This is a genomic window from Qipengyuania xiapuensis (assembly GCF_019711395.1).
GTDB classification, from domain to species: Bacteria; Pseudomonadota; Alphaproteobacteria; order Sphingomonadales; family Sphingomonadaceae; genus Qipengyuania; species Qipengyuania xiapuensis.
Genome location: NZ_JAIGNL010000001.1, coordinates 1,647,490 through 1,661,995, shown reverse-complemented (window position 1 = coordinate 1,661,995; position 14,506 = coordinate 1,647,490). Strand labels below are relative to the sequence as shown.

The window sequence follows — 14,506 nt, the reverse complement described above, 5'->3', positions numbered from 1 at the left end:
TCTTGACCTCAATCCGCCCAGCAATCAAGGCATTCGCAACGTTTACGCGACGAAAAGAGAGAGACATGAGCGAACGCGAATCGATGCCCTGCGACGTCGTCATTATCGGCGGCGGTCCTGCCGGCCTTTCGGCTGCCATCCGTTTGAAACAGATCAACGAGGACCTCGAGGTCGTGGTGCTCGAAAAAGGCAGCGAAATCGGCGCGCACATCCTCTCGGGCGCGGTCGTCGATCCCAAGGCGATGAACGAGCTCTTCCCCGACTGGCGGAACATGGACTGCCCGCTCGCCGAGACGCCGGTGAAGGAGAACCACCACTGGGTGCTTTCGGAAGGCGGCAAGTCGGACCTTCCCGAATTCCTGCTCCCGCCGTTCATGTCGAATGACGGCAACTACACCGCATCGCTTGGCAACACCTGCCGTTGGTTGGCCGAACAGGCCGAGGGGCTGGGTGTGATGGTGTTCCCCGGCTTCCCCGCCGCGGAAGTGCTGTTCAACGAGGCAGGCGCCGTCACCGGCGTCGTGACGCAGGACATGGGCATTGCCGAGGACGGATCGCAGAAGGGCGATTACCAGCCAGGTATGGAAATCCACGCCAAGTACACCCTCTTCGCCGAGGGTGCGCGCGGTAACCTTACCAAGAAGATGAAGGCCAAGTACGACCTCGAGGCCGATTGCCAGCCGCAGGTCTATGGTCTCGGCATCAAGGAACTCTGGGACGTCGCGCCCGAGAAGTACGAGCAGGGCACCGTCATCCACACGCAGGGCTGGCCGCTCAGCGAAAGCGGTACGTGGGGCGGCGGCTTCATCTACCACCAGGCGAACGGCCAGGTCGCTCTCGGCTTCGTGACGGCTCTCGACTACAAGAACCCGCACGTCTCGCCCTACCAGGAATTCCAGCGCTGGAAGCACCACCCCGAGATTGCTTCGCTTCTCGAGGGCGGCAAGCGCGTCGCTTACGGTGCGCGAGTCATCAACGAAGGCGGCTGGCAGAGCGTGCCCAAGCTTGCATTCCCCGGCGGCGCGCTGATCGGCTGTTCGGCCGGCTTCGTGAACGTGCCGCGCATCAAGGGCACGCATACCGCCATGAAGAGCGGCATGCTGGCTGCCGAGAGCATCGCCGATGCGATTGCCGCCGGCAGTGAGCACACCGAACTCATGGAATATGACAGCGCGGTGCGTTCGAGCTGGATCGCAACCGAGCTCCAGAAGGTGAAGAACGCGCAGCCTGCGGTCGCCAAGTATGGCGAAGACCTCGGTACGATCCTTGCCGGGATCGACATGTGGATGCGCACTCTCAAGATCGGACTTCCGATCACGATGAAGCACCATCGCGACTACGAGCAGCTCGGCCGCGCGGATCTCTACCAGCCGATCGCTTATCCCAAGCCGGACGGTAAGATCAGCTTCGATCGCCTGACGAATGTCAGCTTCAGCTACACCAACCACGCCGAGGACCAGCCGGTTCACCTCAAGGTCCTCGACCGCGAGCTCCAGCGTGAGAGCGAGCTTGAGGTCTATGGTGGTCCCTCGACCCGCTATTGCCCGGCTGGCGTCTATGAATGGCTGGTCGACGAGGATACGGGCGAGCCGAAGTTCCAGATCAACTCGCAGAACTGCGTCCACTGCAAGACCTGCGACATCAAGGATCCAAACCAGAATATTGAATGGACCACGCCCGAAGGTGGCGGCGGGCCGAACTATCCGAACATGTGAACCGTCCGCGTGGCGGTAACCGAAACAGCCTATGCCAAGATCAACCTCGCGCTGCATGTCCGCAGGCGGCGCGAGGACGGCTATCATGAGCTGGAGACACTGTTCGCCTTCGTCGACAAAGGCGATGTGCTGACTGCACGCACGGCGGCCGAGGATCGGCTCGAGACCTTCGGCGAGTTCGCTTCCGCGCTCGACGATCCGTTCGACAATCTGGTGATGGCTGCGCTCGGCAAGCTTCCGCGACCGGAAGGTCTCGCGATCACGCTCGAGAAGAACCTGCCCGTCGCCGCAGGGCTGGGCGGAGGCTCCGCGGACGCCGGAGCGGTCTTTCGCATCATCCGCGATCGTTTCGGCTTGCCCGACGACTGGCACGAGCGCGCGACATCGCTGGGCGCCGACGTCCCTGCCTGCGTCGAAAGCAGGACCTCGATCGGCCTCGGTACCGGCACCGAACTCGAGGTGGCCGACGATAGTCTCGCGGGTACGCCTGTCCTTCTGGTCAACCCGCGCATCCCGCTCGCCACCGGGCCGGTTTTCAAGGCATGGGATGGCCAAGATCGGGGACCAGTTCCGCAAGGGAACGTGCGCGAGATCGCGCGTGCAGGCCGCAACGACCTTGAGGGTCCGGCAGTAACCATTTGCCCCCAGATCGCGGACGTACTGGCGTCATTGCGCGGAACCGAGCCGTTTCTCGCCCGTATGTCGGGTTCAGGCGCGACATGTTTTGCGCTCTACGACAGTAATTCCGCGCGTGATGCAGCTTCCGCGCGCATCGCCGCCGCCCAGCCGGATTGGTGGCAGTTGAGGGGAAAACTTAGATGATGATCGACAATCTGCCGTACCGACAGGTCGGTGCGGACGATCCGAGGCCCGGCGGCCTGCTTTGCGTTGCGGACCATGCCTCGAACTACGTACCCGATGGCATCGAGCTTGGCATCGATCCCAAGCTCATGGACCAGCACATCGCGCTCGATATCGGTGTCGAGGGTATCGCCGACCGTCTCGCACGCCGTCATGGCATTCCTACGCACATCGCATGTGTCAGTCGCCTCGTATGCGACTTCCACCGGCGCGAAGACGATCCCTCGGTCGTGCCGACCGAGAGCGATGGTCGCCTGATTCCCGGCAATATCGGCGCAGATGTCGAGGCTCGCCTCAACCTGTTCCACCGGCCGTATCACTTCGAACTGGGCAAGCTGATCGACCGGGTAAAGCCTCGCATGCTCGTGGCGCTGCACAGCTTCACCCCGAGCCTCGATACCAGTGACGAAGAGCGCCCCTGGGAAGTCGCCTTGCTCTACAACAAGGATGACAGGGCCGCTCGCCACGCCATTCGCCTGTTCGGCGAACAGGGCCTGACCGTCGGCGACAACGAGCCCTATTCCGGCAAGGAACTCAACGCCACGATGGACCGCCATGCGGAGGCCAACGGCATTCCCTATTGCACGGTCGAGATCCGGCAGGATCAGATTGATACCGAGGCGGGACAGGCGCGCTGGGCGGTCATGCTGGCCGACGTCCTGGGCCGCGTCGCACTCGAAGTCTAAGGTCGCTCCAAGCAAAGCTTTTCGTCAGACTGCTTGAATTCCTCTGCCCGCGCGGCGAATGCTGCGCGCTACGGAGGTATTCATGGCAAGGTTCGACAAATCCCGACTTCCCAGCCGTCACGTTTCGGTGGGCCCGGAGCGCGCGCCCCATCGCTCGTACTACTACGCAATGGGCCTTTCCGAAGAGGAGATTGCGCGCCCCTTCGTCGCTGTCGCCAGCGCTGGCAACGACAGCGCCCCTTGCAATACGACGCTCGACGCGCAGGCGGATATCTGTCGCCGGGGTGTCGACGAGGCGGGCGGGATGCCGCGCCGTTTCAATACGATCACGGTGACCGACGGTATCGCGATGGGCCACCAGGGCATGAAGAGCTCGCTGGTCAGTCGCGAGGTAATCGCGGACTCGGTCGAATTGTCGGTTCGCGGGCATTGCTACGATGCGCTTGTCGGGTTCGCCGGTTGCGACAAGAGCCTGCCCGGGATGATGATGGCCATGCTTCGGCTCAACGTGCCGAGCATATTCGTCTATGGCGGCTCCATCCTGCCCGGCACCTACAAGGGGGAGGACGTCACGGTGGTCGACGTCTTCGAAGCCGTCGGGCAATTCGCCTCCGGTAACTGCCCGTTGAAAGAGCTCACGGCGCTCGAGAAGGTCGCGTGTCCGGGCCACGGCGCTTGCGGAGGCCAGTTCACGGCCAATACCATGGCCTGTGTCGGCGAAGCAATAGGATTGTCATTACCAAACAGCAATATGGCTCCGGCACCTTACAAGTCGCGTGAAGAGGTTGCGATGGCCGCCGGCCGCCAGGTGATGACCCTGCTGGAGCATAATCTGCGTCCCCGCGATATCTGCACGCGCGCTGCCTTCGAGAATGCGGCGCGTGTCGTCGCTGCTACCGGTGGTTCGACCAATGCCGCGCTCCACCTTCCCGCGATGGCGCACGAGGCCGGCATCGAGTTCGACCTCCATGACGTCGCCGATATCTTCAAATCGACCCCGTACATAGCCGACCTGAAACCCGGCGGAAAATACGTGGCCAAGGACATGCACGAAGCCGGCGGCGTTTACATGGCGATGAAGACCCTGCTCGACGGCGGGTTCCTCGATCCCGAGCCTATGACCGTCACCGGGAAGACGCTCGGCGAGAATATCGAGGAGATCACCTGGAATCCGGACCAGAAGGTCTTTTACGAGGTATCCAATCCGATCACGCCCACCGGCGGGGTGGTCGGGCTGAAGGGCTCGCTCGCACCTGAAGGAGCGATCGTGAAGGTCGCAGGCATGGATCGCCTGCAGTTCACCGGCCCGGCAAAGGTCTTCGAGTGCGAGGAAGACGCCTTCGAAGCGGTTGAGAACCGCCAGATCGAGGAGGGTTGCGTTATCGTTATCCGTTACGAGGGCCCCAAGGGCGGTCCGGGTATGCGCGAAATGCTGGCGACGACGGCTGCTCTCTATGGTCAGGGGATGGGCGAGAAAGTCGCTCTCATCACCGATGGGCGTTTCTCGGGCGCGACCCGAGGCTTCTGTATCGGCCATGTCGGCCCTGAAGCAGCCGACTGCGGACCGATCGCGCTTGTCGAAGACGGTGACGAGATCGCCATCGACGCTGTCGCGGGTACGATCGATCTCAATGTTGATGCTTCGGTGCTGGACGAAAGGCGCAAGGCATGGCAGCCGCGCACCAATGATTACCAGTCCGGAGCCTTGTGGCGCTATGCGCAGAATGTCGGCCCAGCGGCCAGCGGCGCTGTCACGCATCCCGGTGCTGCAAGCGAAACCCACGTTTTCGCCGATATCTGACCCTGAAAGGTCTGCGTCGTGAACGGCGCCGTCCTGACTGTCGACCAGATGCGCGCCGCGGAGCAGGCGGCAACGGATGGCGGCGTGTCCGAGTGGGAGCTGATGCAGCGCGCCGGCGAAGGTGCCGCGCAGTGGGTCGCCAGGATGGCTGCGGGCAGGGCGGTGACGGTGCTGTGTGGTCCGGGAAACAATGGCGGCGACGGTTACGTGATCGCCGAGAGCCTGCGGCGCCGCGGTGTCGAGGTGGTGGTTGTCGCGCCCCGGGAGCCAGGCACCGACACCGCAAAGACTGCGCGTTCGCATTTCCAGGGGGAGATCGCTGACTCCGGACTGCCGTCGAGCCAGGTCTATGTCGATTGCCTCTTCGGATATGGCTTGTCGCGTAGGGTGGAAGGCGTTTTTGCGGAGCTGCTCGAGCGCCTTGCTGCAGTTCCCGGGTTCAAGATCGCCATCGATGTGCCGAGCAGCGTTGCCAGCGATAGCGGCGAGCTGCTTGGGCCCGAGGTGTCTTATGACCTGACCCTTGCGCTTGGTGGCTGGAAGCTGGCGCATTTCACCATGCCCGCGATGGCAATGATGGGCGCGAAAAGGCTGGTCGATATCGGTCTCGCCTTGCCCGGTGATGCACCGAGGCTTTCGGTTACTCCAAGCATCTCTGCACCGGCAACCGATGCCCACAAGTACAAGCGCGGCCTTCTCGCAATTGTAGCTGGCGAGATGCCGGGGGCGCCGATCCTCGCAGCCGAGGCAGCCATGAGGGCCGGTGCGGGTTATGTGAAACTGGCCAGCGAGCACTCGCATCCGGATGCTCCGGCGGATCTCGTCATCGTGGACGGCCCATTGAGCGAAACGATGGCCGACGATCGATTGTCAGCGATTCTAGTAGGACCGGGTCTCGGTCGCGGAGATGACGCGCGCAAGCGGCTTGAAGTCGCATCGGCAACGTCGCGCCCGGCGATCGTCGATGCCGATGCGCTCCATCTCCTCGATCCCGAGATGCTCGGACGGACCGACGCATCGAATATCGCCGTGACGCCGCACGAGGGAGAACTGACGGCGCTTTGCAGGACTTTCGGTATCAAGGCGGCGAGCAAGCTGGAAAAGGCCCGCGCTCTTCACGAGAAGACCGGCATGACAGTTCTGGCCAAGGGCCCTGACAACCTCCTCGTCGGAAACCCCGGTGTGAGGTTCTTCCCAACCGGGTCGAGCTGGCTGTCGACTGCAGGCACCGGAGATGTGCTGGCAGGGATCGCTGCGTCCCGGCTCGCAGTACACGGGGAGCTCTTCAAGGCTTGCGAAGAGGCTGTCTGGCTCCATCAGGAAGTCGCGCATCTCCTCGGACCCGCCTTTACCGCGAGCGAACTGGCCGCGGCGGTTTCCGGAGCATTGGAGCGATTCCTGTGAGCGGGTCGGAAATCATCGAAAGGATCGCCGCGAAGGGTGACGGAGTCACGGCCAGCGGCCGGCATGTCGCGGGTGCGGTGACAGGAGACACGGTCGATGAAGCCGGCAACATCCAGTTCGGCCCGCACCACCAGGATCCGCCGTGCCGTCACTTCGGAACTTGTGGTGGCTGCCAGCTCCAGCATGCAGACGAAGAGGCACTGAGGCGCTTCGTCACCGAGCGGGTTGCCTTTGCGGCCGAAGCGCAAGGGATGGAGATTGGCGAGCTGCTTGCGACGCACCTGTCGCCGGCTCGCACACGCAGGCGGGGAACGCTTCATGCCATGCGCGCCGGCAAGGGCGCTGTCCTTGGCTTCCGCGAGGCCCGCAGCAACCGCATAGTCGATATGCACGAGTGCCATATCCTCGAGCCGCGCCTGTTCTCGCTTGTGAACCCGCTCAGGAAGCTCGTCGCAGATCATGCCGGAAAGGCTCCGGTGGACATCTCGCTGACGCTGGCGGACCAGGGCGTGGATTGCTCGTTGAAGGGCTTCGTTGCCGATGGCCTCGCTGCGACCGAAGCGGTTCTCGACTTCGCGCGTGAACACCGCCTTGCGCGCCTGTCTCTCGACCAGGGCTACGGCGCGGAAACCGTGTGGGAACCCGAACCGGTTACGATCACGCTTGGAGCCGTGCCGGTAGGGTTGCCGCAGGGCGCATTCCTCCAGCCGACCTTGGATGGTGAAGAGATCCTACTGGCCGATGCCCGCTCCTATCTTGAAGGGGCCGGGACGATCGCCGATCTCTTCGCGGGTCTCGGCACTTTCGCTTTCGCCCTGGCTGGCGCAGCAAAGGTACTCGCCGTCGAGGCGGCACGCGATGCGCATCTGGGATGCAAGAGCGCAGCCAACTCTCGCGGCATCCCAGTACACGCAATGCACCGTGACCTGTTCCGCAATCCCCTGACCGCCGACGAAATCTCGCGCTTCGACGGGATCGTGCTTGATCCGCCTCGTGCAGGAGCGCGTGATCAGGTGGCGCAGATTGCGCAAGGTGATGCCAGCCGCGTGGCCTATATCAGCTGCAACCCGTCGAGCTGGGCGCGCGACGCCAAGTCGCTCGTGGATGCGGGGTTTAGATTGGAGAAACTGCGCCCGGTGGGCCAGTTCCGCTGGTCCACCCATGTCGAGCTGACCAGCTATTTCACGCGCTAGGTGTCAGGCTTCCACGCACTTCGCCTCGGTGAAGGCAAGCAGTCCGCCGTAGGTCTCAAGCATCTCGCCATCGACGTCCTCGTCCTCGATCACGATCTCTAGGCGGTCTTCCATCTCGGTGAAGAGCGTGGCCACTGCCATGCTGTCGAGCTCGGGGAGGTGGCCGAACAGGCCGGTGTCGGCCTCGAACTCGTCGACGCGCTCCTTCTCGAGGGAGAGCACATCGACCAGGATCGCGCGCAGTTTCTCGTCGATCGCGCTGCGGCTCGGGCCGGTCGGCTCAGCAGTGGCGGTCTGGCAGGTCATGCGAGAATATCGTCCCCTCGTGAGAAAGCGGCTTGCCTTAGCGGCGTGCCCTGCAGGGTGCAAGGCGGCGCGGGCCTCTTGCGCTAAGGCATGCGAGGCACGATAGCGGCGGCATGACAAGCCCTGTCACACCCCCCGATCCCGATGCGCGCCCCCTCGACTGGTTGATCGAGCGTGGGTCGGAGGACGATCCCGCACTTGTTCTTCGCGATGCCACGCTTTCCTTCGGCGAGGCGCGGGAGAAAGTCGCCCGGTTGGCCGGTTGGTTGTCGGAGAAGCTCGAGCGCGGCGACCGTGTGGCGAGCTGGGCCGCCAAGGGTGAGCTGACCTGCCTGCTGCCGCTCGCAGCGGCTAGGGCGGGTGTGGTGCACGTTCCTATCAACCCGCTGCTGAAACGCGCGCAAGTCGCTCATATCCTTGCTGATAGCGGCGCCACCCTCCTTGTAGCGACCGGTGCGCGACTGAATTCGCTCGAAAAGGACGACCTGCCGCCCGGTTGCGAGGCACTGGATGAAAAGGATGCGCTTGCATTGGCCGAGGAATGCCCGGTCACGCTCCCGCCTTCGGCGCATGACGTCGATGATCTGGTGGCCATCCTATACACCAGCGGTTCGACGGGGAGCCCTAAGGGTGTGATGCTGAGCCATGCGAACCTGTGGCTGGGGGCGGTGGCGGTAGCGCACTACCTCGAATTGCAGAGCGACGACGTAGTACTGGCGGTTCTTCCGTTGAGCTTCGACTATGGTCAGAACCAGTTGCTCAGCGCCTGGTATGCGGGCGCATCGGTGGTTCCGCTCGACTACCTCTTCCCGCGGGACGTGGCAAAAGCCTGTGCGAAGCACTCGGTCACCACCTTGGCCGCGGTTCCCCCGCTGTGGGTGCAATTGCTCGAGGTCGATTGGCCCGAAGATGCCGTGACGCCAATGCGCAGGCTGACCAATTCGGGCGGCGCGCTGACCGTAGAACTTGTGGAAGGATTGCGAGATAAGTTCAAAAAATCAGACATTTTTCCAATGTATGGTCTCACGGAAGCATTCCGCTCGACCTATCTCGATCCCGACCTGGTCGCAGCGCATCCGACATCGATGGGCAAGGCCATTCCCTTCGCCGAGATCCTCGTCATCGACGATCATGGTGAGGTGTGTGATCCCGGCGTAGAGGGAGAACTTGTCCATTGCGGTCCGCTCGTCGCCAAGGGCTACTGGCAGGATGATGAGCGGACTGCCGAAAGGTTCAAACCGGCTCCCCAAGCCTCGCATTACGGCGGAATGGCGGTCTGGTCCGGAGACCGGGTGAAACGCGACGAGGACGGCCTACTGCATTTCGTCGGACGGCGTGATGCCATGATCAAGTCCTCGGGAAACAGGATCAGCCCGCAGGAAATCGAGAGCGCTGCGCTCGCAACAGGACTGGTAGCCGAGGCCGTGGCCCTCGGAGTGCCGGACGAGCGGCTCGGGCACGCGATCCACCTGATCGCGCGTGCGGCGAAATCTGGCGGCAACGCGCGGGAAGAACTACCCAAGGCGCTGGCACGGGAGCTACCCAACTTCATGCAACCGCACGTCATTCACTGGAAGGACACGATGCCGCTCAATCCCAACGGCAAGATCGACCGCACGGCACTGGCCAGGGAGATTGCTGCGTGAAGCCGATCGGCCCAATTCCTGCCGGTTTCACGGCCATCGAGGGCGAACTTGCGATTTCGGGGCGCCGGACAAGCGAACTCGTGGAGGAGGCGGGTCGCACGCCGCTGTTCGTCTATTCGAAATCCATGATCGAGCAGCGGTTGGCGGACCTCAGGGCGGCAATGCCCGACGGATTGAAGGTCAACTACGCGATCAAGGCCAACAGCTACGCGCCGCTGCTGGAATACATTTCACCTCTGGTGGACGGTCTCGATATCGCATCTGGCGGTGAGCTCGAGATGCTCCAGGAGTTGGGCATCGACGGTTCACGCATCAGTTTCGCCGGCCCCGGCAAACGGGACGAGGAGCTCGAGGCTGCGATCAGGGCAGGCGTCACGCTCAACCTCGAGAGCGAGAACGAAGCTCGCCGCGCGCTTGCGATCAGCGAGAAGATTGGCGTCACCCCGCGTCTCGCGATCCGGGTGAACCCGGATTTCGAGCTCAAGGGCTCGGGTATGAAGATGGGGGGAGGGGCCAAGCCCTTCGGGATCGATGCGGAGCGCGTGCCTGCCCTTGCACGGCAAATCGTCGATGCAGGCTGCGATTGGCGCGGGCTGCATATTTTTACCGGCAGCCAGGCGCTCTCGGCCGAGGCAGTGACCGAAGCACAGTCCAATATCCTCGATCTGGCCATCCGTCTTGCCAATGAGGCCGGAGTAGGGCTGCCGAAACTGAACATGGGCGGCGGTTTCGGCATTCCCTATTTCAACGGCGACACTCCGCTCGAAATCGTGCGCGTCGGGAATGCTCTTAGAGAGCTTTTCAAGAAGCATTCACAAGACATTGCTGAAACAGAACTTTTCATCGAACTCGGGCGCTATCTTGTCGGCGAGGCGGGTGTCTATCTGACCCGGATCGTCGACCGGAAGGAAAGCCATGGCGAGACTTATCTCGTCACCGATGGCGGCCTTCACCACCAGCTCGCCGCATCGGGCAATTTCGGCACTGTCGTGAGGCGAAACTATCCCGTTGCAATCGCATCGTATTTCGCTGCCGAGCCCACTGAAGTGGCCAATATCGTGGGATGCCTGTGTACGCCCCTCGACCGGTTGGCGGACAAGGCGCACGTCCCGAAAGCGGATGTGGGCGACATCGTCGCGGTTTTCTGCGCGGGAGCCTATGGCGCCAGCGCCTCACCGAGCGCTTTTCTCGGCCAGGGTCCGGCGGCGGAACTGCTGGTTTGAGAAACCAGTCAACGATTTAACCATATTTAGAATGTAGGAGTGAATACGCGGCGCACACACGCGCGATGGGGCAATGACAGGACCGCCACGATGTACGAGCAATTCTACGGGTTTTCCGAGCGGCCATTCCAGCTGACGCCGGACCCTGCGTTCTTCTTCGAGAGCGTCACGCACAAGAAGGCTCTGAGCTATCTGGGCTACGGCCTCAACCAGGGCGAAGGCTTCATCGTGATCACCGGCGAAGTGGGCGCCGGCAAATCCACGCTCGTCGGCCATCTGCGCAACAAGATCGATGCCGACCGGGTCACCATCGGCGAGGTCGTCACCAGTGGCCTCGACGGCGACGCGATGATCACCATGGCCGCGCACAGCTTCGGCTTCTCGGTGCCCTCGGGCGACAAGGCAGCCGCACTGACAGCTATCGAGACCTTCCTACACGAGGAAGCGCGGGCCGGGCGTAAGGTCATGCTGATCGTCGATGAAGCGCAGAACCTGTCGGTGGGCGCACTCGAAGAGCTTCGCATGCTGTCGAACTTCCACCTCGGCTCGCAGCCGCTGTTGCAGATGGTCCTTCTCGGTCAGCCCGAGTTCCGTCAGCTGCTGGAGGAATGGGACGAGCTCGAGCAGATCCGGCAGCGCGTCATCGCGGCGCACCACCTCGAGGCGATGCAGCCCGAGGAGATCGAGCAATACGTCACTCACCGGCTCTCGCATGTGGGCTGGCAAGGCAATCCGGAATTCGAACCGCAGGTCTGGAAGCGGATCTTCGAGGAGAGCCGCGGCATTCCCCGCCTCATCAACCGCCTCATGTCCCGCCTTCTGATGCGCGGCGCAGCGCGGTCGCAGTCACGTATCGACGTGGCGTTGGTAGATGCGGTGGTCGAGGAAATGCACGGCGGCGGCAGCGGCGTTAAGCAGCAGATGAAGCAGCCTATCCAGATGGACGAAGCACCGGCGGCTGAGCCTGAAGATAGTCACGCCGAACCGGTTCAGGAGGCACAGACCGGACTCCTCGATGTGCAGATCAAGGCGATCGAGGGAGCGTTCGCCGATCATGAAAAGGCGATCGCCAAGCTGCGTGACGAGGTGGCTTCAATCGGCCAGGCGAGCGGAAACGCGCCGACAGGAGATGTCGAGAAGCGGCTTTCGGAGATCGAGGCACGGCTCGACGAGCAGGAGCGTTCCTTGCGGCACGTTCTCAGCATGATGATCGATTTCTTCGAGGACAGCGCCTCGCGCGATGCTGCCTGAACGGGCTCAGCCCTTTCCGTGACCGCGGGCCATGTAATCGGCGCTCTGCATTTCCTTAAGGCGGCTCACGGTCCGCTCGAACTCGAACGCGCCGTCGCCTGAGACATAGAGCTCTTCCGGCTCTGCAGCGGCAGTGGCGAAAAGCTTCACATTGTTCTCATACAACGCGTCGATGAGCTTGGTGAAGCGGATCGCCTCGTTGCGATTCTCGGGGGACAGGCGCGGAATGCCCACCACGATAACGGTGTGATAGGCCTGAGCGATGGCCAGATAGTCTGCCGCGCCCCGGTTCTCGCTGCACAGGCGCTTGAAGCTGAAGACGGCGACGCCCTTCAGGCTCTTCGGCACGTGCAATGTGCGGCCTCCGCCGAGGCCCAGCTCTCCGCTGGGCACATTGGCAGCGTCTTCCGGCTTGTAATCGGTCAGGCGGAAGAAGGCTTCGCGGACCTGTGACGTCGCCTCGTCGCCCAGCGGCGTGTGCCAGCTCGCGATGTCGCCGAGCCGGTCGAGCCGGTAATCGGTCGGGCCATTGAGTGGCATGACGTCGAGTTCGGCCTGCACGAGGTCGATGAACGGCAGGAACAGCGAGCGGTTGAGCCCATCCTTGTAGAGATCGGACGGCGGCCTGTTGCTGGTGGTGACGATGGTAACGCCCTCGTCGCAGATCAGTGCCGTGAAGAGGCGGGCCATGATGGCCGCATCGGCCGTGTTGTTGACCACCATCTCGTCGAAAGCGAGGCAGCGTACCTCCTCGGCAATGGCGGAAGCGACCGGGGCGATCGGATCGCCGCTTTCTTTCTTGCGCTCGTCGCGGATGCGTCGATCGACCTCGAGCATGAACTCGTGGAAATGGACACGCCGCTTTTCCTCGATCGAGAGAGTCTCGACGAACAGGTCCATCAGCATCGACTTGCCGCGACCGACACCGCCCCACATGTAGACGCCCTGCGGACGCACCTTCTTCGGACGGAAAAGCTGGCTTAGCAGGCCACCAGGACTGTGGGCTTCGAGGTCCTTCTGGAGCCGGTCCAGTCGCTCTGCCGCGCGGCGTTGGTCGGGATCGTGTTGCAGCTCTTCGGCTGCGACCAGCCGCTCGTAACGGGCCAGCATCCCGCTCATTTGGGGCGCATCTTCTTCACGATACCGGAGAATGAGGCGACCTTGTGGTCTTCCTGCACGACCATGCCGCGAACGAAGACGAGACCGCCGGTCTCGCGCACGATTTCGGTTACCGCGTCGAGGGGCATGTCGGGCTTCCCTCCGCCCGTGAACTGGGTGGAAAGTTCGAGCGTGACCGAAGGGCCGGCATTGCCGCTTCCGAGAGTGTGCATCGTCGTAAAGAGCGAAATGTCGATCAGCGAGAGCGTTACCGCCCCGTGGATGATGCCCTGGAGGTTCTCGTGCTTGCGCTCGGGAAACATGCGCAGGCGCGAATGCCTGCCGTCATCTTCGACGCGGGTGATGAGCTTGCCCATCACCGCGCCGTTGAACAGCGTTTCATCCTTGAGATTCCAGTGCCGCCAGCCCGGATTTTCCGGATCGGGCCCATGCTCGAAAACGTCGTCGGGAAGTGCCACGTGCGCTTAGATGGCGCGTTCGGCCATCATCTTCTTCGTTTCGGCGATTGCCTTGGCAGGGCTGAGACCCTTGGGGCAGACATTCGCGCAGTTCATGATCGTGTGGCAGCGATACAGGCGGAAGGGATCTTCCAGCTGGTCGAGGCGCTCACCCGTCATTTCGTCACGGCTGTCCGCCAGCCAGCGATAGGCCTGAAGGAGGATGGCAGGGCCGAGGAACTTGTCGCTGTTCCACCAATAGCTCGGGCACGAAGTCGAACAGCATGCGCACAGGATGCACTCGTAAAGACCGTCGAGCTTTTCGCGCTGTTCCGGCGACTGAAGGCGCTCCTTGCCGCTGGGCGTGGGCGACACGGTCTGCAGCCACGGACGGATGCTGGCGTACTGGGCATAGAAGTGGGTGAAGTCGGGGACGAGGTCCTTGATGACTTCCATATGCGGCAGAGGGGTGATGCGGATTTCACCCTTGAGATCGTCGATCGCGGTGGTGCAGGCGAGGCCGTTCTTGCCGTTGAGGTTCATCGAGCACGAACCGCAGATGCCTTCGCGGCACGAGCGACGGAAGGTCAGCGTGGGATCGATCTCGTTCTTGATCTTGAACAGCGCGTCGAGAACCATCGGGCCGCAATCGTCGAGATCGATCTCGAAGGTGTCGTAGCGCGGGTTCTCGCCGGTATCCGGATCGTAGCGATAGATCTTGAACTTCTTGACGCGATCACCGCCTTCGGCGCTGTGCGTGCGTCCCTTGCCGCTGATCTTGGAGTTCTTCGGGAGAGTGAAGGTCGCCATGTGTATTCGATCCTGACTTCGTTTGGCCCCTCTCTACCCGTTGCAACGCATGGT

At 62.7% G+C, this 14,506-nt stretch carries 13 protein-coding genes; 9 read left to right on the top strand and 4 right to left on the bottom strand.

The annotated features are described in order from the left end of the window. Positions 1-65 precede the first annotated feature (65 nt). The 6 genes from K3163_RS08405 to K3163_RS08380 all read left to right on the top strand — a co-directional run bounded on the left by K3163_RS08405 (position 66) and on the right by K3163_RS08380 (position 7,660). The gene (locus tag K3163_RS08405) at positions 66-1,715 is read left to right on the top strand and encodes an electron transfer flavoprotein-ubiquinone oxidoreductase (RefSeq protein WP_221553798.1); all 1,650 of its coding nucleotides are present in this window, start codon (positions 66-68) and stop codon (positions 1,713-1,715) included. Positions 1,716-1,724: 9 nt separating this feature from the next. Next, positions 1,725-2,537, top strand: a complete 813-nt coding sequence (locus tag K3163_RS08400) for a 4-(cytidine 5'-diphospho)-2-C-methyl-D-erythritol kinase (protein WP_221553797.1) — start codon at positions 1,725-1,727, stop codon at positions 2,535-2,537. Beyond that, the gene (locus tag K3163_RS08395; RefSeq protein ID WP_221554009.1) at positions 2,537-3,262 is read left to right on the top strand and encodes an N-formylglutamate amidohydrolase; all 726 of its coding nucleotides are present in this window, start codon (positions 2,537-2,539) and stop codon (positions 3,260-3,262) included. The genes K3163_RS08400 and K3163_RS08395 overlap by 1 nt, the downstream gene beginning before the upstream one ends. 82 nt (positions 3,263-3,344) lie before the next feature. Then, entirely contained in the window at positions 3,345-5,063 is a 1,719-nt protein-coding gene (gene ilvD, locus K3163_RS08390) for a dihydroxy-acid dehydratase (RefSeq protein WP_221553796.1), read from the top strand. 18 nt (positions 5,064-5,081) lie between these two features. Continuing rightward, a complete protein-coding gene (locus K3163_RS08385; protein ID WP_345719716.1) occupies positions 5,082-6,467 on the top strand; it encodes an NAD(P)H-hydrate epimerase in 1,386 nt (461 codons plus the stop codon). Then, positions 6,464-7,660 (top strand): class I SAM-dependent RNA methyltransferase, encoded by a 1,197-nt coding sequence (locus tag K3163_RS08380; protein WP_221553795.1) that lies wholly within the window; start codon positions 6,464-6,466, stop codon positions 7,658-7,660. The genes K3163_RS08385 and K3163_RS08380 overlap by 4 nt, the downstream gene beginning before the upstream one ends. 3 nt (positions 7,661-7,663) lie before the next feature. Here the strand turns inward: K3163_RS08380 and K3163_RS08375 are convergent, their stop codons facing one another. After that, positions 7,664-7,966: an acyl carrier protein gene (locus K3163_RS08375; RefSeq protein WP_221553794.1), complete on the bottom strand. Its 303-nt coding sequence runs from the start codon at positions 7,964-7,966 to the stop codon at positions 7,664-7,666. A gap of 113 nt (positions 7,967-8,079) precedes the next feature. On the opposite strand from K3163_RS08375, the gene K3163_RS08370 reads away from it, so the two are divergent. From K3163_RS08370 to K3163_RS08360, 3 genes are all read left to right on the top strand, one after another. Continuing rightward, the gene (locus K3163_RS08370) at positions 8,080-9,612 is read left to right on the top strand and encodes an acyl-CoA ligase (AMP-forming), exosortase A system-associated (RefSeq protein WP_221553793.1); all 1,533 of its coding nucleotides are present in this window, start codon (positions 8,080-8,082) and stop codon (positions 9,610-9,612) included. Next, positions 9,609-10,835 (top strand): pyridoxal-dependent decarboxylase, exosortase A system-associated, encoded by a 1,227-nt coding sequence (locus K3163_RS08365; protein WP_221428338.1) that lies wholly within the window; start codon positions 9,609-9,611, stop codon positions 10,833-10,835. The genes K3163_RS08370 and K3163_RS08365 overlap by 4 nt, the downstream gene beginning before the upstream one ends. A gap of 90 nt (positions 10,836-10,925) precedes the next feature. After that, entirely contained in the window at positions 10,926-12,086 is a 1,161-nt protein-coding gene (locus K3163_RS08360) for an ExeA family protein (RefSeq protein ID WP_221553792.1), read from the top strand. 6 nt (positions 12,087-12,092) lie between these two features. Here the strand turns inward: K3163_RS08360 and zapE are convergent, their stop codons facing one another. From zapE to K3163_RS08345, 3 genes are read right to left on the bottom strand one after another with little or no spacing between them, the layout of a single operon-like run. Beyond that, positions 12,093-13,205 carry a cell division protein ZapE gene (gene zapE / locus K3163_RS08355; RefSeq protein WP_221553791.1) on the bottom strand — a complete coding sequence of 371 codons (1,113 nt, stop codon included), beginning with the start codon at positions 13,203-13,205 and terminating at the stop codon, positions 12,093-12,095. Continuing rightward, positions 13,202-13,663, bottom strand: coding sequence for a PaaI family thioesterase (locus K3163_RS08350; RefSeq protein ID WP_221553790.1), 462 nt, complete (start codon positions 13,661-13,663; stop codon positions 13,202-13,204). Before K3163_RS08350 ends, zapE begins: the two co-directional genes overlap by 4 nt. A gap of 6 nt (positions 13,664-13,669) precedes the next feature. Then, positions 13,670-14,452 carry a succinate dehydrogenase iron-sulfur subunit gene (locus K3163_RS08345; RefSeq protein WP_221428342.1) on the bottom strand — a complete coding sequence of 261 codons (783 nt, stop codon included), beginning with the start codon at positions 14,450-14,452 and terminating at the stop codon, positions 13,670-13,672. Positions 14,453-14,506: the final 54 nt, after the last annotated feature.